General features: G+C 69.7%; 17 protein-coding genes and 2 tRNA genes. 14 read left to right on the top strand and 5 right to left on the bottom strand.

From position 1 onward, the window contains the following. Positions 1–66: 66 nt before the first annotated feature. Positions 67–1,356 carry an HRDC domain-containing protein gene (locus DRB06_RS10690; RefSeq protein WP_111819932.1) on the bottom strand — a complete coding sequence of 430 codons (1,290 nt, stop codon included), beginning with the start codon at positions 1,354–1,356 and terminating at the stop codon, positions 67–69. Further along, positions 1,353–1,907 (bottom strand): DUF3000 domain-containing protein, encoded by a 555-nt coding sequence (locus tag DRB06_RS10685; protein WP_108967270.1) that lies wholly within the window; start codon positions 1,905–1,907, stop codon positions 1,353–1,355. Before DRB06_RS10685 ends, DRB06_RS10690 begins: the two co-directional genes overlap by 4 nt. A gap of 233 nt (positions 1,908–2,140) precedes the next feature. Here DRB06_RS10685 and DRB06_RS10680 point away from each other — a divergent pair, with 233 nt between their 5' ends. Next, complete coding sequence (locus tag DRB06_RS10680; RefSeq protein ID WP_111819931.1) at positions 2,141–3,271, top strand: GNAT family N-acetyltransferase; 1,131 nt, start codon at positions 2,141–2,143, stop codon at positions 3,269–3,271. 25 nt (positions 3,272–3,296) lie between these two features. Here the strand turns inward: DRB06_RS10680 and treY are convergent, their stop codons facing one another. Both treY and glgX read right to left on the bottom strand, forming a co-directional pair. Then, positions 3,297–5,831 carry a malto-oligosyltrehalose synthase gene (gene treY / locus DRB06_RS10675; RefSeq protein ID WP_111819930.1) on the bottom strand — a complete coding sequence of 845 codons (2,535 nt, stop codon included), beginning with the start codon at positions 5,829–5,831 and terminating at the stop codon, positions 3,297–3,299. After that, positions 5,828–8,245 (bottom strand): glycogen debranching protein GlgX, encoded by a 2,418-nt coding sequence (glgX, locus tag DRB06_RS10670; protein ID WP_111819929.1) that lies wholly within the window; start codon positions 8,243–8,245, stop codon positions 5,828–5,830. The genes treY and glgX overlap by 4 nt, the downstream gene beginning before the upstream one ends. A 158-nt stretch (positions 8,246–8,403) precedes the next feature. Between glgX and DRB06_RS10665 the strand changes: the two genes are divergently transcribed. The 4 genes from DRB06_RS10665 to DRB06_RS10650 all read left to right on the top strand — a co-directional run bounded on the left by DRB06_RS10665 (position 8,404) and on the right by DRB06_RS10650 (position 11,062). After that, positions 8,404–8,476 (top strand) — tRNA-Gly (locus DRB06_RS10665). A gap of 1 nt (position 8,477) precedes the next feature. After that, positions 8,478–8,549 (top strand) — tRNA-Val (locus tag DRB06_RS10660). An 80-nt stretch (positions 8,550–8,629) separates the two neighbouring features. Beyond that, positions 8,630–9,922: a carboxylate--amine ligase gene (locus DRB06_RS10655; protein ID WP_111819928.1), complete on the top strand. Its 1,293-nt coding sequence runs from the start codon at positions 8,630–8,632 to the stop codon at positions 9,920–9,922. 156 nt (positions 9,923–10,078) lie between these two features. Beyond that, positions 10,079–11,062 carry a GNAT family N-acetyltransferase gene (locus DRB06_RS10650; RefSeq protein ID WP_111819960.1) on the top strand — a complete coding sequence of 328 codons (984 nt, stop codon included), beginning with the start codon at positions 10,079–10,081 and terminating at the stop codon, positions 11,060–11,062. 13 nt (positions 11,063–11,075) lie between these two features. On the opposite strand, the gene DRB06_RS15860 is transcribed toward DRB06_RS10650, so the two are convergent. Next, positions 11,076–12,305, bottom strand: coding sequence for a DegT/DnrJ/EryC1/StrS family aminotransferase (locus DRB06_RS15860; protein WP_181575258.1), 1,230 nt, complete (start codon positions 12,303–12,305; stop codon positions 11,076–11,078). 124 nt (positions 12,306–12,429) lie between these two features. Here DRB06_RS15860 and DRB06_RS10640 point away from each other — a divergent pair, with 124 nt between their 5' ends. The 9 genes from DRB06_RS10640 to DRB06_RS10600 all read left to right on the top strand — a co-directional run bounded on the left by DRB06_RS10640 (position 12,430) and on the right by DRB06_RS10600 (position 21,871). Continuing rightward, positions 12,430–13,683 carry a hypothetical protein gene (locus DRB06_RS10640; protein WP_111819927.1) on the top strand — a complete coding sequence of 418 codons (1,254 nt, stop codon included), beginning with the start codon at positions 12,430–12,432 and terminating at the stop codon, positions 13,681–13,683. A gap of 92 nt (positions 13,684–13,775) precedes the next feature. Then, complete coding sequence (gene thrS, locus DRB06_RS10635) at positions 13,776–15,818, top strand: threonine--tRNA ligase (protein ID WP_111819926.1); 2,043 nt, start codon at positions 13,776–13,778, stop codon at positions 15,816–15,818. After that, positions 15,811–16,515, top strand: coding sequence for an HIT domain-containing protein (locus tag DRB06_RS10630; protein WP_395994444.1), 705 nt, complete (start codon positions 15,811–15,813; stop codon positions 16,513–16,515). Before thrS ends, DRB06_RS10630 begins: the two co-directional genes overlap by 8 nt. 8 nt (positions 16,516–16,523) lie before the next feature. Continuing rightward, a complete protein-coding gene (gene pgsA, locus DRB06_RS10625) occupies positions 16,524–17,162 on the top strand; it encodes a phosphatidylinositol phosphate synthase (protein WP_111819925.1) in 639 nt (212 codons plus the stop codon). Beyond that, positions 17,159–18,163 carry a phosphatidylinositol mannoside acyltransferase gene (locus tag DRB06_RS10620; protein ID WP_073331867.1) on the top strand — a complete coding sequence of 335 codons (1,005 nt, stop codon included), beginning with the start codon at positions 17,159–17,161 and terminating at the stop codon, positions 18,161–18,163. The genes pgsA and DRB06_RS10620 overlap by 4 nt, the downstream gene beginning before the upstream one ends. Further along, on the top strand, positions 18,160–19,341 hold the full coding sequence (locus DRB06_RS10615; RefSeq protein WP_073331869.1) for a glycosyltransferase family 4 protein: 1,182 nt from the start codon (positions 18,160–18,162) through the stop codon (positions 19,339–19,341). The genes DRB06_RS10620 and DRB06_RS10615 overlap by 4 nt, the downstream gene beginning before the upstream one ends. A 16-nt stretch (positions 19,342–19,357) precedes the next feature. Beyond that, positions 19,358–20,053: a hypothetical protein gene (locus DRB06_RS10610; protein WP_258522234.1), complete on the top strand. Its 696-nt coding sequence runs from the start codon at positions 19,358–19,360 to the stop codon at positions 20,051–20,053. Then, positions 20,050–21,252: a PrsW family intramembrane metalloprotease gene (locus DRB06_RS10605; RefSeq protein WP_083565869.1), complete on the top strand. Its 1,203-nt coding sequence runs from the start codon at positions 20,050–20,052 to the stop codon at positions 21,250–21,252. The genes DRB06_RS10610 and DRB06_RS10605 overlap by 4 nt, the downstream gene beginning before the upstream one ends. After that, entirely contained in the window at positions 21,236–21,871 is a 636-nt protein-coding gene (locus tag DRB06_RS10600) for an NUDIX hydrolase (RefSeq protein WP_111819924.1), read from the top strand. The genes DRB06_RS10605 and DRB06_RS10600 overlap by 17 nt, the downstream gene beginning before the upstream one ends. Positions 21,872–21,996: the final 125 nt, after the last annotated feature.

Here is a 21,996-nt window from a genome sequence, read left to right as displayed (position 1 = left end):
GGGGCGGTTCGGCTTTGCGCTGCTACTTCGACCGGCCTCGGCGAGGGGACGGAGGTCTGGTGCGGATCAGTGCAGGGCGGTGGCAAGCGACCGGGCCACCTGCTCGATCTGCCAGGGACGCGCATCGAAGGAGGCCAACAGGGCGGACACACCCGCCACGGACACGTCGACGCGCCGACCAGCGGCCTCGGCCTCGCCGACCTCCCACGCCAGACGCCGCTGTGCGTCCGTGCCCAGCAGTACCTCGTGGGGGATCCGCAACTGCTCGGCGCGTTCCCGCACGCCGCCGCGTACCCGCTCCAGTGCCGCCGCCGATTCGGGATGATGCCGCGGCCACGAGCGCGGCTGTGGCAGCTCTCCCGGGGCCAGTGGCGCATGCACGGGCGGCAGCTGATCCTCCGGCAGCTCCAGGGCGCGCTCCACGGCCCGCCACCACAGCTCCTGGTGTTGGCGCGCCGTGCGCGAGGAGAACTCCCGCAGGCCGGCCAGCCGGCGCGGCGACGTCGGGCGTATCACCGCCGCCGCCACCAGGGCCCGGTGGGGCAGCACCTTCGACGGGGTCACGTCCAACTGCCGGGCGAGCTCCTCGCGCGCGATCCAGAGCTCACGCAGCACCGCCGCCGAGCGGGGCGAACGCAGCGCCGGGCCGGAGCGGGGCGTGCGCCGCCAGGGATCGGGACGGGGCGCCCGGGCAGGATGGGCCAGTTCGTAGGCGAACTCCTCGGCCGCCCACTCGGCGCGCCCGGCCGCATGCAGTTCTTCAGCGAGTGCGTCGCGCAGGGGCAACAGCAGTTCGACGTCGAGCGCCGCGTAAACCAGCCACGACTCCGGCAGCGGCCGCGTCGACCAGTCGGCGGCCGCATGGTCCTTGGCCAGACGCAGTCCCAGCGTCTCCTCGATGACGGCGCCCAGCCCCACGTGTTCGCGCCCCAGCAGGCGGGCCGCCAACTCGGTGTCGAACAGGCGCTCGGTGGACAGCCCCAACGCCGTCAGACAGGGCAAATCCTGGTCGGCGGCGTGCAACACCCACTCCGGGCCGTCCAGGGCGGCGGCCAGGGCTGACAGCTCGCCCGCGCCCTGCGGGTCCACCAGCACCGTCCCGGCGCCCGCGCGACGCAGCTGCACCAGGTAGGCGTCCTGACCGTAGCGGAAACCGGAGGCCCGCTCGGCGTCGACGGCAATCGGCCCGGTGCCGGCCGCCAGGGCGGCGGCCTGGCGGGCGAGTGCGGCAGGCGTGTCGGTCACGGCGGGCAGCCCCTCGGCGGGCCGCTGATAGGCGACGACGGCGTCGGCGGGGACCGGGCGGTCGGTTGTGCCCGGGACGGCGGCCGGGCTGGGTGCGGGGGCGGCGGTCATCGCGTCGCTCCCGCCAGGCCCAACGGGACGGCGCTTTCCGGCTCGTGCCCCGCCGCCAAGTGAATCAGTTCGTACCAGGCCTGCAAATGCGGGCCGAGGTCGGGCGTGGTCGGAGTCCAGGAGGAGCGGATCTCCACCTGGGCGCTGGCGTCGGTCAGTTCCAGGCCTCCGAAGGTGTCGGACAGGACCCGGGTGACGGTGCCGACCAGGGCGTGTCGGCCGGCGCCGGCATGCTCAAGCGCGTCGGTCAGCCAGGACCAGGCGGCGGCGCCGAGCAGCGGGTCCGCGCCGATGGCCTCATCGACCCGTGCACGCACCATCACCACCAGCCGGAAGTCGCCGTCCCAAGCGGGCTGCGTCGCCGGGTCGTGCAGCACCACGAAGCGTCCAGAGGCCAGCGGCGTGCCCGCCTCCGTTTGAACCGTCTCCGCCGTGAGGGCGGCCGCGTAGGGGGCGAGCCGAGACGGCGCGGGCACCTCCTCCAGAATCAGGCCGCGCGGTCGGGCGACTTCGCGCAGTGACAGCAGAGCGGTGCGGAAACGTTCCGGCATCGAGGATGCGGCCGACTCTGGGGCCGACGCGCGGGGGATATCAGCCACCGCCCCAGGCTACCGGCGCGCGTGCGCCCACCGCGTCGCCACGCCGTGTCAAGGGCCGCCGTCGGACACGTCTCAGGCGCAAGCGCACCGCAGGCCCGTCTCCTGGTCTATCGTGAGACCGGCCAGGCGGGCGCAGCTCGCGGCGGCGACACCATCAGCCCCAAGACAGGACAGGAACCCCATCCATGACCTTGCCCGAGAACGCCACCCCCCGCGCATCCGGCGGCACCATGCGGCGCATCGACTGGGAGACCTTCCGGCACATCGCCGCCGACGCCGACACCACGCTGCCCATCGAGCAGAGCGCCGCGTGGGACGCCTTCGACGCGGCCGTGGACGGACGCGAGCCCTGGGGACGACTGGTCTACTCCGCCTCCGACGGCACCCCCCGCGCCCTGATCTCGCTAACCCGCATGTCCGTGCGCGGCTTCCCCTACCTGTGGGCCCGGCACGCCCCGGTGTGGCTGGGCGCAGAGCCGACCGCCGAGGAGGAGGCCGAGCTGCGGGAACTGCTGGTTCAGGGCGTGCGCTTCCACGACCCGGCCATTGTCTTCGTGCGCCTGCACTGCACCCACTCCGCCCCGGAGTTGCACGAACTGCTGCAGACCATGCCCCACGACCGCACCATCATTTTGAACCTGGACCGGGAGGACGACGAGGCCTTCCTGGCATCCTTCAAGTCGCGGGGGCGCCGGGACGTGCGCAAGGCGCTGCGCAACACCGAGCTGACCTTCCACGATGAGACGGACCGGGCCGAGGAGGTATTCGGGGAGCTGTACCAGATCCTCCTGGAGACCGGCGACCGTGACGGCTTCCACGCCGCCCCGGAGGACACCTACCGGGCCATGCTGCGCATGCTCGGCCCCGACCACTGCCGACTGTACGTGGTGCGCCGGAACGGCGGGGAGGCGCTGGCCTGGAGCATCGACACCCTGTGGGGCGACGGTGCGGCGCACTACTATGCCGCTTCCACCGCCGAGGGGCGGCGCAGCCTGGCCGCCGACGCGCTCGTGTACAAGGCGGGCTGTTGGTTGCGCGAGCGCGGCGCGCGCACCTGGGACCTGATGGGGGTGGGGTCCGAGCGAACCCCCGAACTGAACGGCGTCGGCAGCTTCAAGGCCAAGTTCACCGCCGACGGCCCCGTATCCGTGCCCGGACCGTGGGATCTGCTGGTGCGGCCGCGCGTGTACGCCGGGCTGGTGAAGGCACTTGAGCTCAAGCACCGTGCAGAGGCGGGCGTGGCCGCCGCGCGCAGCCGGCTCGGTGCGCTGCGCGGCGGCGTCGGCGACGACTCGGACGCCGCGGCGCAGCAGTAGCCGGGCCGCGCGCCGCGGGCGGGCCTCAGGGCTGCTCGCGGTGCGGGCGGGCCAGGACCACCACCGACTCCCCGCCGACGACGTCGGCCAGGAGCCGGGTGCCGCCGGACACCGGTGCGCCGGTGAGAACATCGGTCCACTCGCCCTGCGGCAGCACAATGGTGTGGCCGCCCCAGCCGCCGAGTCGTTCGAGACGACGCCCCAGGCGTCGCACCACCACGACGACATCGGCCTGATCGTCCAACAGACGGGCGTAGGCGAAGGCGCAGGCGGTAGTCGTCGGCAGCGGCATGTAGCCGGAACGCTCGCCGACGAAGGTCTCGGGCCTTTCGGCGCGCAGCCGACACAGTCGGCTGGTCAGGCGCAGCTTGGCCTCATCCAGCGTCAGTTCGGCATGCGGCTCGGCCTGCTCCACCCGGTCGAGGGCGGCACGCAGACCACCGTCGGAGTCATAGTCGACCGGGCGGCGGTTGTCCGGGTCCACCAGTGAGGTGCGGGTGACCTCGCTGCCCTGGTAAACGTCTGCGACTCCGAGCCAGGTGAGCGTCATCGCCTTGTTCGCCAGGATGGTGTCCCGCACGGCGCGGGACGTCAGTGCGGCGAAGTCGTTCAGCTCCTCGGCCACGTCCGCGCGCGCCAGCAGGGCGGTTGCGTAGTAGGCCAGTTGGCCCTCGCGCTCGGTGTCCGGTGCCGTCCACGTCGTCCACGACTTCTGCTCGCGGGCCGCCTTGATCAGGTAGGCCCCCAGCCGCTCGCCGGTGATGGGGTCTCCGGAGTCGGGAGCCCAGGTGCCCCACAGCGTCTGCCACAACAGATATTCTGTGGCCCCATCCAGATCGGCGGGGCGTATACCCGCGGTCAGATCACGCAGCCGATGAACTACCTCGGCCCATTCGGCGGCGTAGGAGGCGAGCACGTCGATGCGTGCGCGCACGTCCTCGCTGCGTTTGGTGTCATGGGTGGTGGACGTGACCATGGTGGCGGGCCAGCTGCGCTGGACGCGCCCGGCCCAGGCGTGCGCCTCATCGGCGGGTAGGGCGAAACCGGCGGGGTCGCCGCCCACCTCGGTCAGGCTGGTCAGGTGCGTCCACCGGTAGAAGGTGGTGTCCTCCACGCCCTTGGCGGTGACCGCGCCACACACCTGCTGGAAGCGGGTGATGATCTCCGCCCGCTCCGGTGAGTCCGAGGGCTCACCGGAGCCAACCTGCTCGCCCAGCAGGAGCGCCACCACCAGGTCGAGTGTGGGGAACTGGTCGGGAGTCAGGTGGGCGCGCGCTCGTGCGGCGGTGTCCCGCAACACGGCGGCCTGCTCCGCATCGGCCTGCCGTCCCGGAAGCACATAGGCCCGGTAGCGGTCAGCGGCCACCAGAAGTTCGACCACGCAGGCGCGCAGGTCCCGGAAGGTGTGGTCGGACAGATACAGGTCCCGGGAGGTGATGGCGTGCAGCAGGTCCACCAGCCGGTTCACTTCTGAGGCCAGGGAACCGGCGATGATCTCCCGCTTGGCGTCGCCGGAAACGCGAGCGTAGTCGATCGGCACGTTACCGGTGAGTTCTCGCATCAGGGCGCCAAGCGTGCGGGCTCCTGCGGGATCGACCTGTAGCTGGTCGATGCGCCAGGCGGCGTCGTATCCGGTGGTGCCGGCGGCGCGCCAGGAGTACGGCAGCAGTTCGTCGGGGGCGAGGATCTTCTCCGCCGCGACCCAGGCGCCGCCCGTGGCCTGGGCGAGCCGATCCAGGTAGCCCTCCGGGTCGGCCAGGCCGTCGGGGTGATCCACCCGCAGGGCGTCGATCGCCCCGGCGTCGACCAGCTCCAGGATGAGTGCGTGCGAGCCTGCGAAGACCTCCGGGTCCTCCACGCGCACGGCCGCCAGCGTGGCAATGTCGAAGAAGCGCCGGAAATTCAGTTCCTCGTCACCCACCCGCCAGTAGGCGAGCCGATAGTGCTGGCGTCCCAGCAGCTCCGGCAAGGGCAGGGCGTGGGTGCCCGCGGCGAGCGGAAAGACGTGGTCGTAGTAGCGCAGCACCCACTGCTCGCCCCGCTCCGGCTCGGTGGGTATGACCATGCGCTCCACGGTGAACTCGCCGTCGGTCAGGGCCTGCCCGATCCGCTGACCGAGCACCGGCATTAGCAGCTTCTCGCCGCGGGGGGCATCGAACCAGGCGGCATACGGTGAGTCCGCTCCGTCCCGCAGCACGGACCACAGGGGCGGGTTGTGCCATACCGGGGTCGGCACCGACATGTGGTTGGGGACGATGTCCACCACGACGCCCATGCCGGCGGCGTGGGCCTCGCGGGCAAGCTTCTCCAGGCCCTCCCGACCGCCCATCACGGCGCTGATGTGGGTGTGGTCGACGACGTCGTAGCCGTGGGTCGAGCCCGGGCTGGCCGCCAGGACGGGGGAGAGGTACAGGTCGGTCACGCCCAGTCTGCGCAGGTAGGGCAGCTGGGCGCGCACGTCGTCGAAGGTCAGCGACTCTCCCAACTGCAGTCGGTAGGTGGTAACCGGGGTGCGCTTGGACGGATCGGGCAGGTGACGGGCGGCGTCGTCGTCATTCATGCGAGCTCTCCTGCCTGCTCGGTGACCACGGTTGTCGCCGGTTCGGACGGTGCGGCGGGCGCTGTCACCGCCGCAGCGGTATCGGCGAGTGCCTCCACCGCGACCTGGGGTGCGGCGGGCGCTTCCTCCTCGGCCACGGCTTGGGGGGTAGCCGGTTCGGGCGCGGGGATGGACATGAGGAACAGCATGGAGTGGGCCTCCACCGTCACCTGCTGGCCGGCCTCCCACTCCTCCCCGGAACCGGTCGCCACCTGCTGGGGTCGAGGAGCCGTGCTCGGGGCGGTGTCCAGCACGGTGCGCCAGCGGGGGCTGTGGTCGGGGCCGGGCAGGGTGAAGACGATGTCCTCGCCGGAGGCGTTGAACAGCGCCAGGAAGGAGTCGTCGCTGATGCGCTGGCCGCGCTCGTCGGGCTCATGGATGGCGTCGCCGTTGAGGAAGACCGCCATGGCCCGGGCGTACCAGGTGTCCCAGTCCTCGTCGGTCATGCGCGCACCCGACGGGCTCAGCCACTCGATCTCGCCGAGCTCGGACTCGCCGCCGTGCGCGGCCTCGCCGGTGAAGAAGCGGCGGCGCCGCAGCACCGGGTGCTCCCGGCGCATGCGGATCATATTGCGGGTGAATTGCAGCAGGTCCTCCTGCTCCTCGGTCAGGTCCCAGTTGACCCAGGTGGTCTCATTATCCTGGCAGTAGCCGTTGTTGTTGCCTCCCTGGGTGCGGCCCATCTCATCGCCGTGGCAGAGCATGGGCACGCCCTGACTGAACATCAGGGTGGCGATGAAGTTGCGCACCTGCCGCCCGCGCAGAGCCAGCACGTCGGGGTCATCCGTGGGCCCCTCCGCACCGCAGTTCCAGGAGCGATTGTCGGAGGCGCCGTCGGCGTTGTTCTCTCCGTTGGCCTCGTTGTGCTTTTCGTTGTAGGAGACCAGGTCGTGCAGGGTGAAGCCGTCGTGGGCGGTGACGAAGTTGATGGAGGACACTGGCGTGCGTCCCGAGCGCTGGTACAGGTCCGAGGAGCCAGTGATCCGGGCGGCGAACTCGCCCAGTGTGGAGGGCTCGCCCCGCCAGAAGTCGCGCACGGTGTCCCGGTACTTACCGTTCCATTCGCTCCACAGGGCGGGGAACTCGCCCACGTTGTAACCGCCCTCACCCACGTCCCAGGGCTCGGCGATCAGCTTGAGCCGCGACAGGATCGGGTCCTGGTGGATGATGTCGAAGAAGGCGGAAAGCTTGTCGACCTCGTGGAACTGGCGGGCGAGCGTGGAGGCCAGGTCGAAGCGGAAGCCATCCACGTGCATCTCGGTGGCCCAGTAGCGCAGTGAGTCCATGATCAGCTGCAGCACCGCCGGGGAGCGCATGAGCAGTGAGTTGCCGGTGCCGGTGGTGTCGAAGTAGTGGGCCTGGTCGCCGTCGACCAACCGGTAGTAGGCGGCGTTGTCGATGCCTCTGAACGACAGTGTGGGCCCCATGTGGTTGCCCTCGGCCGTGTGGTTGTACACCACATCCAGGAGCACTTCGATATCGGCCTCGTGCAGGGCCTTGACCATGGCCTTGAATTCCTGCACCTGCTGACCGTCGGTGCCGTGGGCGGCGTAGGCGTTGTGCGGGGCGAAGTAGCCGATGGTGTTGTAGCCCCAGTAGTTGGACAGTCCCTTGTCCTGCAGGAAGGCGTCGTTGACGAACTGATGCACTGGCATCAGCTCGATCGCGGTGATGCCGAGATCCTTCAGATGGTCTATGACCGCGGGCTCGGCCAGGCCCGCGTAGGTGCCGCGCAGGTGCTCGGGAATGTGCTGGTTGAGTCTGGTCAGTCCCTTGACGTGTGCCTCGTAAATGATGGTGTTGTGGTATTCGTGGCTGGGCGGCCGGTCCCGGCCCCAGTCGAAGTACGGGGAGACCACCACCGAGCGCATGGTGTCGGGCGCGGAGTCCTCCTGGTTGCGGGTCGAGGGGTCGGAGAAGTCGTAGGAGTACAGCGCCTGCGATCCGACCACCTGGCCGGACATCGCCTTCGCGTAGGGGTCCAGCAGCAGTTTGGAGGGGTCACAGCGGTGCCCGTTGGCGGGGTCGTAGGGGCCGTGCACCCGGTAGCCGTAGTGCTGGCCGGGTTGAACGGAAGGCAGATAGGCGTGCCACACGTCCGCGTCCTCCTCCGTCAACGGGATGCGGGTCTCCCGACCGGCGTCGTCGAACAGGCACAGTTCCACGGCCTCGGCTGCTGAGGAGTAAAGGGCGAAGTTCGTGCCGGAGCCGTCGTAGTTGGCACCCAGCGGGTAGGGGCGGCCCGGCCATGTCGACAGTTTGGGCGACTCCGGGCGTTCCTCCTCCGACGCCGACTGAGCCCGGGCAGGCCGGGGTGCGGAGGGTACTGCGGACGGCGAAGAGACGTCGGCAGAGGCGTTTCTGGAACTGTGCATGGGCACAACTGTGCCACGGATTGATGCTCCAGCGGCGGAAACCGAGCACGGCGTGCGAGCGTGAGCGAGGTCATCACGTGCCGGGACCGGTAGGATTTGTCAGCTTCCGGACTGCTCTGCTAACTTTTCCTGTGCGCCTCCCGCGGGAGGCCAGGCATGCGGATGTGGCTCAGTTGGTAGAGCATCACCTTGCCAAGGTGAGGGTCGCGGGTTCGAGTCCCGTCATCCGCTCGGGCGATTGGCGCAGCGGGAGCGCGCTTCCCTGACACGGAAGAGGTCACTGGTTCGATCCCAGTATCGCCCACGCGTATGGCCCCGGACCGGGTGGTTCGGGGCCTTCTTCGTGGACGCACCCCGACACGGGTACACCAGCAGGAGGTTGTTTTGACCGGCGCGCAGCTTGACCAGTCCAACCGGCCGGGACTGCTGCCAGTCGTCATCGGCGGAGACATCGGCGCATACGCTCTGGCTCGTCAGCTTCATGAGGCCACCGGCCAGCGGGTGGTCCTCATCGCGTCCCGGCCGATTCAAGCCATCGTGTTGTCTTCGTACATCGACGTCGTCTTTCAGGAGGCCGAGGGCGAGGCCCTGATTGCCCTGTTGCAGCGACTGGCCGCCAACCGTGCCGCGCACAGCGCGGTGGTAATGGCGAACCATGATTCGGTCGCCCACACGCTCGCCTCCCACCGGGGGCGGCTCGAACCGGTTTACGTCGTGCCCTTCCCCTCCCTGCGGGCCATGGAGCAGCTGAGCAACAAGGTCGGCTTCAGCGCCGCCTGCGAGAGTCTGGGACTGCGCACGCCGCGACAGGCGGTGATCACCGGTGCCGACCTGGCCGCGGGTGATCCGAAGATCGACATCCCCTTCCCGTTGGTGGGCAAGGCGGCCATCGGCTCCGACTGGGATGAGCTGACCTTCGCGGGGAAGCGCAAGATTTACTTCCTGGACAGCCCCGAGCAGCTACACGGCCTGTGGGAGGACCTGCGGCGGGCCGAATTCGCCTCCACCTTCCTGATACAGGAGTACATACCGGGTGACGACGACGCCATGCGCTCGGTGACCGCATATGTCGCCTCCACCGGTGAGACCACCATGATCGGCTCTGCGCGGGTCCTGCTCGAAGACCACGCGCCATCGCTCATCGGCAACCCGGTGGCAATGATCACCGAGCCCCATCCGATGCTGTGGGAGGCCTCCGAAAGGCTCCTGTCCCTAGTCGATTACCGGGGCTTCGCCAACCTCGACATCAAGATCGACCCCCGCGACGGGCAGCCCGTGTTCTTCGAGGTGAACCCCCGTATCGGCCGGAATTCCTTCTATATGAATGCCGCCGGCGTCAACCCGATGGTCCCCATGATCTCCGACCTCGTCGACGGCCGCCCCGGCCCTCGTCGGGAGGCTCGCCGCGAAGTGCTCTACAGCCTGCTGCCACATCACCTTCTGTTGCATCAGCTCGACGACCCGGCGCTGCGCCGAAGGGTGGTGCGGCTGGCACCGCGGGCCGTCGACCCGCTTCTGGATCCTGCCGAGCGCTCACTGCGTCGCCGCGTGCTGGTAGCCATCCAGAAACTCAACCACGATCGTAAGTTCCACCGCTTTCACCCGAAGCCGCTGCTGCGTCGGCGCGGCGACGCGTCACGGTCCTGCGCCCGGAGGAGGACGGGGAACTCTCCCTGAGGAGGAGCCGGGGTGGCCGATCATCCCCGCGAAGGATGTCAGACGATCAGAGCGGCCAATAACATGTGAAAAACACAGATTTCTCTCAGGAGTGTGCTTATGGCCGTTACGCCATCACCCGCCCGTGGCCGTCTCATCGCCCTCGACGCACGCCAAATGCGTATCGCGATCGGAGGCAGTCCCGCGCCCCTGGAGCAGTTGGAGCCCTGGGAGGACTTCGAACGCAGCCAAGGCAGACCCCTGTTCGGTCGCTACGCCTACGAAGTTGATTCCAAAACGGTAGCGGTGATCGCCCTGTACCGCTACTCGATGGCGAGATGGCCGTTCTTATGGGCAAAGCACGGGCCGGTATGGCTCGGCGAGCAGTCCCCCACCCGCGAGGCCGAGCTGCGTAAGCTGCTCGTGCGCGAAGTGCGGCGGCGCGACAAGCGTGTCGTCTTCATCCGTATGCACGCCCGCTTCTGCGCGCGCGACACCCTGCCGCTCATGAGTTCCATAACCTACGACCGCACCTATGTTATCGACTTGCGCCCCGGCACCCCTGAGGCCATTCGCGCGGCCATGCCCAAGGACGGGCGTCGCGGCGTGCGCCGGGCCGAGCGCGTGGCCCGCGAGGCTGGCTGCACCATTGCCGAGGAGACCGGTCTGAGTCGAGAGGAGTTCGAGAACGTATACCAAGTGCTTATAGCCACCGCAGAGCGCGACGGATTCCGGCCCCATCCCTCCCAGGTCTACTGGGATATGCTCACCACCCTGGGGCCGCAGCATGCTCGGCTGTTCGTACTGCGGCGTGATGGCGTTCCGCACTGCTGGGACCTGGTAACCGTTGCAGGCAAGGACGCGGCGACCTACTACGGCGCTTCCTCCAACGCCTCACGCAGCTTCCGCGGCGCCGAGGCGTTGGACTGGGCGGTGGCGTGCACCCTCGCCAAGGAGGGCATACGCAGCCTGGACCTGATGGGGGCCGAGTCCACCCGGGTCCCGGAACTGTACGGCGTGGGCCGCTACAAGCGCCGTTTCGCCCAGCATCCCACCGAGGTCGATGGCGCCTGGGACGTACCGACCCGGCCCGTGGTGTACCAGGCCCTGGTGCGGGCGCGGCGTACGCGTCACTTGGTGCGCAAGTGGCTGGGTCGCTGACGTCGGCGCGGCATCAGGCGCGATGGCGCGACCACTCCTGGACCAGGCGGACCGCGTCGGCGGCGTGGGCGTCGTCGAGCTCGGTCGGCAGTGCCACCACGCGCGCCGAGACGTCCCGCGTCACCGGCAGACTGCCGGGGGCCGCGGGCACGCAGAAAGCGGCCTCATCATCTACTCCCGGATACAGCAGCGGGCGGCCCCACCTTTCCGCGAAAACCCCGATGGCCCGCATGCCGGCGATGAGCCGCTCGGCCTCGTCGGTGTTGGGAAGCAGCAAGGGGACGCGCAGCAGGGGGGCCGGGTCGCCGCGCAGTACCCCGCCGGGAACGGTGACACCCGCGAGTCCGGGCAGGGCTTCGCGGTAGCGGTCGACTACCCGGATACGGGCGGCGTCGGCCTCGGGTAGGCGGCGCAGGGCGGCGGTGGCGGTGCGGGCAACCCAGCCGGAGGGAACCATCGGTGCGTAGGGCAGTCGACCGGCCTCCTCGGCCGTGGCGATCGGCGGTTCCAACAGGCCGGTGCGGGAGGCGGCGGCGCGGGCGGGCGCCGAGACGGCGCGTGGCAGGTGAGCCAGGACCCGGGCCTGATTGCGGTACATACGGGCGGCGGCGCCCAGGCGGTGGTTCAGGTCCGGCAAGGAGGCCAGCGCAACTCGCAGTGCGGAGTCTAGGGCGGCATCGCGGCGTGCCAGTTGAGGGTTGACCCAGACCGCCCCACCGAAGTGTGTCGGCAGGATCTTCTGCACGCCGAAGGAGTGGAAGGACACGTCGGCGAGCGGCTGCCCGTCGTCTCCACGCGCGAGTCGGGTGACGCAGTGGGCTGCATCCTCCATGACGGCGGCGCCCAGGTCGCGTGCCTGCTGCGCCAGCCGGCCGGCCTCCTCGCCCCCCTGAATGCCGAAGGTGTGCTGGATGACCAGGCCGCGCAGCGGGACGACCGGGCCGCCCCCGCTGTCGGGGGCGGTGGCCGCGTCTACGGCGCCGGGGGCCAGCGCCAGGGTGTCGGCGTCGATGTCGGCGTAACGCGGGGTGAGCCCCGCCGCCATGATTGGTACCACTGCGGTGCAGCAGGTGAACAACTGGGTGAGTACCGCCCCGTCACCATGCACGGCACGAATCTGCTCGAAGGCCACCTGCATGCCGTAGCGCGCCTTGAAAACCGGATACCAATCCTGCGCGTTGGTCCCGCTCAGGCGGGCCAGTTCGGCGCGCAGCTCCGGGAAACGGCTGTCGGGTTTAGTCATGGTGACCTCCTCCACGCGACCCGCGGTGGGTAACGGCGGGTGTAGGCGAGTGTAACGGGTCGGCAGCCGGTACCATCCGCTAGCAGGCCCACGAGGGCCGCCCCTCAGTCTCAGGAGCATGCTTATGAAGAAGTTCCAGCCGGTCATCGTCGGTGGTGACATTGGCGCCTATGCGCTGGCACGTCAGTTCAACGACGCCTACGGGGCGGTGTCCGTGCTGGTCACCAAGTACGACCCGCTGGCGATCCGGGACTCCGCGATCGTCACCCGGCACCAGTGCGACCGCGCCGACGACGCCGAGGGACTGGTTGTGGAACTGGAGGCCCTGGGCGCACGCCTGAGCGAGGAGAACCCCGGCGTGCCGCTGCTGCTGGTAGCCAACACCGACTGGCGTATCCGCGTCCTGGCCGAGCACCGGGAACGCTTGGAGCGGTTCTACCTGGTGCCGATCCCGTCGCTGGAGACAATCGAACTGGTTAGCGACAAGGAGGGATTCGCCCGCGTCGCCGCGGAGCAGGATCTGCCGGTGCCCCGCTCCTTCTACCAGGACCTGTCCGGCGCCGACGCACCCGACTGGAGGCCGGCGCCGCTGCCGGATGACCTCACTTTCCCCCTGGTGGCCAAGCCGGCGGATTCCTCCACCTACGAGACCCTGGAGTTCGAAGGCCGCAAGAAGGTTTACTTCATCCAGGATGCGGCCGCACTGGAGGAATTGTGGCGCACCCTGGCGGACGCCGGTTTCCGCAGCCACTTCGTGGTGCAGCAACTGGTTCCCGGGGATGACACGGCGATGTACTCCGTGACGGCGTACGTCGACTCCCGCGGCCAGGTATCAATGAGCGCCGCGGCCCGCGTGCTGCTGGAGGAGCACGCCCCGGCGACACTCGGCAACCCCTGCGCCATGATCACCTTCGACGCGCCGGAGTTGTTCGCCGCCGCCGAGCGCTTCCTCACGGCCACCGGTTACCGGGGCTTCGCGAACTTCGACATCAAGCAGGACCCGCGCACCGGCGAGTTCTTCTTCCTGGAGGTCAACCCGCGCATCGGGCGCAACAGCTTCTATTGCGTGGGTGCGGGCGTGAACCCGATGGAGGTACTGGTCGCGGACGTGGTGGACGGGGAGCCGACGGCGCCGGCCCGCTTCACGGCGGGATGCCTGTACACCTTGGTGCCCGGGCGTCTCCTGGACCGCTACGTGCGCGATAAGGCCCTGGGCCGCCGCGTGTGGGAACTGCGCCGCTCGGGGCGCGTCATCAACCCGCTGAACAACCCCAAGGATGCCTCTGCGCGACGCCGTGCCTACCGGCTGGCGGGAGAGCTGAACCAGTGGCGCAAGTTCCGGCGTTTCTACCCCGAGCCCACCGACACAGGCTTCTGATCCGGGGCCGGTTGCGTCACTCGGTATGATCCGGTGCGTGCGGGCACCAGTACAGCCCGCCTGAGCTGATCGATTGATCAAAAGGAGTCCCCGTGTCCAACCAGCCCACCTTCGACATTATCCTCGACGGCGCCACCCGCAGCATCGAGGCGGGCACCACGGGCGCCACCCTGTTCGTGGACGCCCGTGAGGTGGTCGCCATGAAGGTGAACGGCGAGCCCTGGGACCTGGACCGCGCCCTCCCGGCGGGGGCCGTCGTCGAGCCCATCACGTTGGACAGTGAGGATGGGCTGAACATCCTGCGGCACTCCGCCACGCACGTCATGGCGCAGGCCGTCCAGGAGCTCTTCCCCGACGTCAACCTCGGCATCGGCCCCTTCATCACCGACGGCTTCTACTACGACTTCGGCGGGATCGACGCCGTCACCCCCGAGCTGCTGCGCGAAATCGAGAAGCGCATGAAGCGCATCGTCAAGGAGAATCAGACCTTCCGGCGGCGCGACATCACCGAGGCCGAGGGACGGGCCGAACTGGCCGACCAGCCCTACAAGCTGGAACTGATCACCACCAAGGGGGCGGGTGCCGAGTCCGCCTCCGTGGAGGTCGGGGCGGGCGGCCTGACCATGTATGACAATGTGCGCCGCGACGGCACCGTGGCCTGGAAGGACCTGTGCCGTGGTCCCCACCTGCCCTCCACCAAGCTCATCGGCAACGGCTTCGCCCTGACCCGCTCCTCGGCCGCCTACTGGAAGGGCGACCAGAACGGCGACTCCCTGCAGCGCATCTACGGCACGGCCTGGGCCACCAAGGACGACCTGAAGGCCTACCAGACCCGTATGGCCGAAGCCGCCCGCCGTGACCACCGCCGGCTCGGCGCCGAACTGGACCTGTTCTCCTTCCCCGAGGAGATCGGCCCCGGGCTGGTCGTGTTTCACCCCAAGGGCGGCATCCTGCGCCACGAGATCGAGCAGTACGTCATCGACCGGCACATCCAGGCCGGCTACGACCTGGTCCACACCCCGGAGATCTCCAAGGGCGGCCTGTTCCACACCTCCGGACACCTGCCCTACTACGCGGACACCATGTTCCCGCCCATGCTCGCCGACGAGGAGCGCGACGCCGAGGGCAACATCACCAAGGCCGGCCAGGAGTACTACCTCAAGGCCATGAACTGCCCCATGCACAACCTGATCTTCCGCTCCCGCGGACGCTCCTACCGTGAGCTGCCGCTGCGGTTCTTCGAGATGGGGCGCGACTACCGCTACGAGAAGAGCGGCGTGGTACACGGGCTCACCCGCATGCGCGGCTTCACCCAGGACGACTCCCACACCTACTGCACCCCCGAGCAGGCCGGGGAGGAGATCCGCAGGCAGATCGAGTTCTTCCTGTCGATCCTGAAGGCCTTCGGCCTGGACGACTTCTACCTGGAGCTGTCCACCCGCGACGAGGACGGCGCCAAGAAGGACAAGTTCATCGGGTCGGACGCCGACTGGGAGGCCGCCACCCGCACCCTTGAGGAGGTGTGCACCTCCACCGGACTGGAGCTGGTGCCCGACCCGGGCGGCGCCGCCTTCTACGGCCCCAAGGTATCCGTGCAGGTCAAGGACGCCATCGGCCGCACCTGGCAGATGTCCACCATCCAGTACGACTTCAACCAGCCCGAGCGCTTCGACCTGGAGTACACGGCCGCCGACGGCACGCGCCGGCGCCCCATCATGATTCACGCCGCCAAGCTCGGCAGCGTGGAGCGCTTCATCGGCGTGCTCACAGAGCACTACGCCGGCGCCTTCCCCGCCTGGCTCGCTCCCGTGCAGGTGCGGCTGGTGCCCGTGGCGGAGGCCTTCGACGCATACGTCGACGACGTGGCCGCTAGGCTGCGGGCCCGGGGCGTGCGTGTGGAGGTGGATCACTCCGACGACCGCTTCGGTAAGAAGATCCGCAACGCCTCCAAGGAGAAGGTCCCCTTCACGCTGATCGCCGGCGGGGATGACGCCGACGCCGGTGCCGTCTCCTTCCGCTTCCGCGACGGCGCCCAGACCAACGGCGTGCCCGTGGACGAGGCCATCGAGCACATCACCCGCGTCATTGCCGAGCGCATCAACGAGCCGGCGGGGGAGAAGCTCACCCGTGACTGACATGACCGGCCAGACAGCCGCGCAGGAGTACCTCCCGGAGGCGGCCGACCCGGGCACCGACGCGTCCGGGCAGGCGCCCGCGCTGACGCGCCTGGAGGGCACCGTCGTCGACGGCGTGCGTATCGAGGCGCCCTTCCAGCCCGCCGACACCCCCGACCCCTTCGGAAGGCTGTGGACCCCACACCGCATGGTCTACATCGGCGGGCAGGACAAGCCCTCCGACGACTCCGCCGACCAGTGTCCCTTCTGCGCCGCCCCCGGGCGGTCGGACACGGACGCCCTCATCGTCCACCGGGGCGAGACCGCCTACGTGCTGATGAACCTGTACCCCTACAACACCGGCCACCTGCTGATCTGTCCCTACCGGCACATCTCCGACTGGACCGAGGCCACCGCCGCCGAGCGCACCGAGATCGGCGTGCTCACGGCTCGCGCCATGGAGGTGGTGCGCGCCGTCTCCCACCCGCATGGCTTCAACCTGGGCATGAACCAGGGTCAGGTCGCGGGCGCGGGCATCGCCGCCCACCTGCACCAGCACGTGGTGCCCCGCTGGACCGGTGACGCCAACTTCATGCCGATCATCGGCAAGACCAAACCCGTGCCCCAGCTGCTGGGAGACCAGCGTGACCAGCTCGCCGCGGCCTGGGACAGCGCGCCCACCGCACTGGACACGGGCCGTCCCGACCCGGAACGCTGAGGAGCCGCATGCTCGGACAACACGGAAGAGGCATCACCCGCGCCCTGTTCACCGCCCCCGCCCGGGGGCTGGCCCGGATCGGCGTCACCCCGAATATGCTCACCGTCGCCGGCACGGTAGCCACGGTCACGGTGGCGGTGCTGACCCTGCCGCAGGGGCGTTTCATCCTCGGTCCCGTCCTGCTGGCGGCCGTGCTGATCGGTGACTCCTTCGACGGCATCCTCGCCCGCCTGACCGGCACCAGCTCGCCCTTCGGCGCGTTCCTGGACTCCACCATGGACCGCCTGGCCGACGGCGCCGTCTTCGGCTCCCTGGCCGTATGGGCCGCCGTGCACCTTCAGGCCGGGCCGCTGCGCACCTGGACGGTCGCCGTCGCTGTGACCACCGTGGTGCTGGCGGCCGCCGTCCCCTACGCCCGCGCCCGCGCCGAGTCCGTGGGCGCCACCGCGGCAGTAGGCATCGCCGAGCGCACCGACCGGCTGATCATCACCGCCGTCGGCGTCCTCGCCGTCGGCCTGGGCGCGCCCGCATGGGTGCTCACCGCCGCCCTGGCGCTCGTGGCCGTCGGCTCCCTGATCACCGTCATTCAGCGGGTGACCACCGTCCACCGGCAGCTGACCCGACCGGCGGCGGAGGTGCGCCAATGAGCATCGGTATCGAGGACCTGTACCGGCTGGCGTGGCGGCATGTGCGCAAGGTGCCCGCGCCAATCGGGTACGCCCTGGCCGCCGCCGGGGCCGACGCCGCCTGGGCCTGGCACCGGCTGCGCGGCGGCGAGAAGGGCGTCGGCCAACTCGAGAAGAACTTGGCGCGGATAATGCCGGGCGCCTCCGCCCGCCAGGTGCGCCGTACCTCCCGCGCCGGCATGCGCTCCTACATGCGCTACTTCTACGAGGCCTTCGCCCTGCCCGGTATGAGCCTGGAGCAGATCGGCGCCCGCGTGCGCCCCGACATCGACCCGCGCGCATATGCCGACCTCAAACACGGCTCCATCGTGATCGCCCTGCCCCACATGGGCAACTGGGACCTGGCCGGTGCCTGGGCCAGTCAGGAGCTCGCCCAGGTACTCACCGTCGCAGAGAAGCTCGAGCCGGCGGACCTGTTCGAACAGTTCGTGGACTTCCGCGAGGGCCTGGGCATGAAGGTCATCGGCCAGGGCCGGGGGGAGAAGGTCTTCGACCGACTGGTCGAGACCGCCGGCCAGGGGCACTACGTGGTCGCCCTACTGGCCGACCGCGACCTGTCCAGCTCCGGCATCCTGACCGACCTGGCCGGGCACCCGGCGCGCGTGGCCGCTGGGCCGGCGGCCCTGGCCGGCAGGCTCGGCGTACCCCTGTACGACGCCTCCCTGCACTACGAGCGCCTGGACGGCGAGCGCCGCCGCCGGGCCGGATCCCGCTGGGGCATCGTGCTGACCATCCGCCCGGTGGACGCGCCCGCCGGCCTGGTGGGGCGTGAGCGGGTCACCGCTCTCACCCACGCCTGGGTGGCCGACGTCGCCCCCCGTCTGATGGAACACGCCGTCGATTGGCACATGCTGCAGGCGGTTTTCGACGCCGACCTCGATCCCGAGCGGCTCGCGCGCAGGCATGCCGCCGAGTCCGCGAGGCAGCCGGCGGGCGAGGCCGAGCCGGAGGCCGGCGCATGAGAATCGGGATCGTATGCCCCTACTCGCTGGACGCGCACGGCGGCGTGCAGGTGCATGTCATGGATTTGGCTCGTGAGCTGATGCGCCGCGGACACGAGGTGCAGGTGCTGGCGCCCGCCTCGTCGGACCTGGAGCTGCCGGACTGGGTCACCAGTGCCGGCGACTCCATCGCCATCCCCTACAACGGTTCGATCGCCCGCCTCAATTTCGGGACCGCGGTGGCTCGCCGCGCCCACCGTTGGCTGGCCGCCGGCGATTTCGACCTGCTGCACATCCACGAGCCCATCACCCCCAGCGTCGGCATGCTCGCCCTGCAGGCGTCCGACGGGCCGGTGGTCGGCACCTTCCACGCCGCCATGGACCGCTCCCTGGCCCGTGAACTGCTGTCCCCGGTGGCGGTGCCGCTGGTGGAGAAGCTCACCGCCCGCATCGCCGTCTCCGAGGAGGCGCGCCGCACCCTGATCCAGTACCACGGCGGCGACGCGGTGGTCATCCCCAACGGCGTGTACGTCGCCCCCTTCGCGGACGCCCCCAAGCATGATCCGCGCTTCGTGGGCACCACGCAGGCCCCCACCATCTCCTTCCTGGGCCGTTTGGATGAGCCCCGCAAGGGCCTGCAGGTACTTGCCCGCGCCATTCCCACGGTGCTGGCCGCCATCCCGGACGCCCGCTTCCTCATCGCCGGCCGTGGTGACGCCGCGGAGGAGCGCGCCGCCCTGGAGCGCTTCGGCGACCAGGTGGTGTTCCTCGGCGGCGTCTCCGACGCCGACAAGGCCGCGATGCTCGCCTCCTGCTCTTGCTACGTGGCCCCACAGACCGGCGGGGAGTCCTTCGGCATTGTGTTGGTGGAGGCGATGGCGGCCGGCACCCATGTGGTCGCCTCCGACCTGACCGCGTTCTCCGACGTCCTCGGCGAGGGCACCTATGGCGCCCTGTTCCACAACGGTGACAGTGACGACCTGGCCCGCGCCATCATCGACACTCTCACCGACACCGCCGCCGCCGACACTCGCCGCACCGCCGCGTCCGCGGTGGTGGGCCGCTACGACTGGTCCGCGGTCACCGACGCCGTGCTGGATGTGTACGACATGGCCCTGTCCACGGCCCACACGCGCGTAACCATTGCCCCCGGCTCGCGCACCATGGTGGGCAGACTGCGCGACGCCCTTGAGGACTGACCGGAGGAGTAAAGCCATGCTCAACCCGATCATTGCTGCAGGGTCGCAGCTGCCGGCCCCGCCTGCGGACCCGCCGGGTGGGCCGCCCACCTGGCTGGGACCCGCCGTCGTCGTGCTCGCCGCGGCACTGGTGTTTCTGGCGATCGCCTGGTCGGCGTATGCCAAGGCACTGCGCGTGGACCGACTGCACCGGCAGGTGCTGGGATCGCGAGCCACTCTGGAGGCACAGTTGGTCCACCGGGCACAGGCCGCCGCCGACCTGGCGGCCTCCGGTCTGCTCGACCCCGCCTCCGCGCTGCTGCTGTCGCAGGCCGCACACGACGCGCTCGACGCCGAGGGCCCGATCGTCGACGACGGCCTGGACACGGACACCCCGGCCCAGCCGACCGGCGAGGGCACCCGCAGCCGTGCCCGTATCGAGTCCGACCTGTCCCGGGTGATCCGCACCGTCGTCGACGCGCCCACGCGCGCCGCGCTCGCCGCCGACCCGCGGGGCCAGGACGCCCTGGACCGGCTGGACAAGGCCGCCTACCGAATGGTGCTGGCCCGCCGTTTCCACAACACGCACGTGGCCGAGGCCCGGCGCCTGCGTGCGGCGTTGGACGTACAGGCGCTGCACCTGGCAGGCCACGCCCCCCTGCCACGTACCTTCGACATTGACGACGCCACCGATGCGCCGAGCCCATCCGGAAACACGCAGGTGACATCATGAGCACCCCGTCCTCCTACCCCGGCCCCGGCAACGCCTGGGCACCCCGCCCCGGGTATCGACGCAACGGCTACCCGGCGGTCAGCCCCGTACAGCCTTCCTCCGCCCCGACATGGACACCGCAGGCGATGGTGCACCGCCGCCGCGGCACCATTGTCAGTTGGATCATGGCCTGCCTGGGAGCGGTAGGGCTGGCGGTGATGCTGTGGATCATTTTCTCCTCCACCACCGGAGCCGCCTCCGAGCTGATGGAGCCCATCCTGCTGGCATTGGTACCGCTGGGCATCGTCCTGGTAACGGTCCGCTGGATTGACCGCTGGGAGCCCGAACCGCCCGGCGTACTGGTGGCCGCCTTCCTATGGGGTGCCGGCGTGGCCACCGTCGTCTCCATGGTGATCAACACCTCTGCCTCCCTACTGGTGTCATCCACCACCGGCACGGTGTCCGGCGGCGAGCTCGTCTCCGCGGTCGTTACCGCACCGATCGCGGAGGAATCCACCAAGGGTCTGGGCGTGCTCATCATCTTCCTGCTGTGGCGGCGCACCTTCAACGGCGCCGTCGACGGGATCGTCTACGCATCGGTGGTAGCCGCCGGTTTCGCCTTCGCCGAGAACATCCTGTACTTCGTGCGGTATTCCGACGAGCTGCTGTTCGTCTTCCTCCAGCGCGGGATCGCCTCGCCCTTCGCCCACGTCACCTTCACCGCCTGCACCGGGCTGGCGATCGGGGCGAGCGTGCGCATGCGGTCAAACTTGGCGTGGATGTGGACCACACCGCTGGGGCTGGCCTGCGCGATCGTGATGCACTCCTTCTGGAACGGCGTGCTGGCCAGTGAACCGTCCCTGTACTTCTATGTCGCAGTCCCCTTCTTCATCGCCGCGATCGGCCTGGTGCTGTGGCTGCGCTGGAGCGAACGCATGACCATGCGGCAGCGGCTGGCGGACTATCAGCGCGCGGGCTGGCTCTCGCCCGCCGAGGTCACCATGATTACCACCGGCGCCGGGCGGGCGGCCGCCCGCCGCTGGGCCATGAGTCGCGGTCCGGCAGCCGCCAGGGCCATGCAGGCGTTCCTGAAGGCGGCCGCCTCCCTGGCGCAGCTGCGTCAGCAGGCGATCGACGGGCACGCCGACGCCGATTTTGCGGTACAGGAGTCCGCCCTGCTGGCGGCTATAGTCGAGCAACGCTATGTCTTCACCCGCTGACGCCGGCGACCTGCCCTGGCCCGCCCCCACCCTCGCCGCCGACGGGCGTGACCCGCTGCGCGTACCGCCCAACTGGACCCAGCTGCTCGACGCCTCCGAGTGGCACCTGAACGCCGCCGGCCTGCCGTTCCGCCAGGCGGCGCGCGTGATCGCCCTGCGGCGTGTGCCCCGGCCCGCCATCCTGCTGGTCGTCGGCCATGACTTCGGCGACACCACCCATGCGTGGGGATTCACGCCGGGCGGTGGCCTGCTGTCGGGGGAGACGCCCATCGGTGGGGCGCGTCGCGAGCTCGCGGAGGAGACCGGCATCACCTTGGCCGAGGCGGCCCTGACCGGACCGGTGGTGGAACGCAGGGCGCTGTTCACTTTCAACCAGGTCACCTGCCGCCAGGACGAGCTGTTCTACCTGACGCACCTCGAGGCTAGCGTCGGCGTGGACCGCTCCGGCTGGACCGACACCGAGCGGCAGGTGCTGGACTCGCTGCGCTGGTGGGAATTGGACGAGCTGGACGCCGCCGTAGCTGCCGGCATGACCGTCTACCCGCATATCCTTCCGGCACTCGCCCGTGAACTCCTGGACGGCTGGGACGGCCGGGTGCGCCACGTCGTCGAGCACTAGGTTCTGTTGTGTAAGTGCTTGGGTGGCGGTGTGTGGCTGTTGAGCCTGTCAGTTGGACCGCTGTTCCCCGGTTGGACCCCTGTTCCCCCGTTGGACCGCCGTAGCCGCCGGTTACAGCGGTCCAA

It is taken from the genome of Actinomyces sp. Z5 (genome assembly GCF_003287795.1).
Taxonomy (GTDB): Bacteria; Actinomycetota; Actinomycetes; order Actinomycetales; family Actinomycetaceae; genus Actinomyces; species Actinomyces glycerinitolerans.
This window is presented reverse-complemented; position numbering and strand designations above follow the sequence as displayed.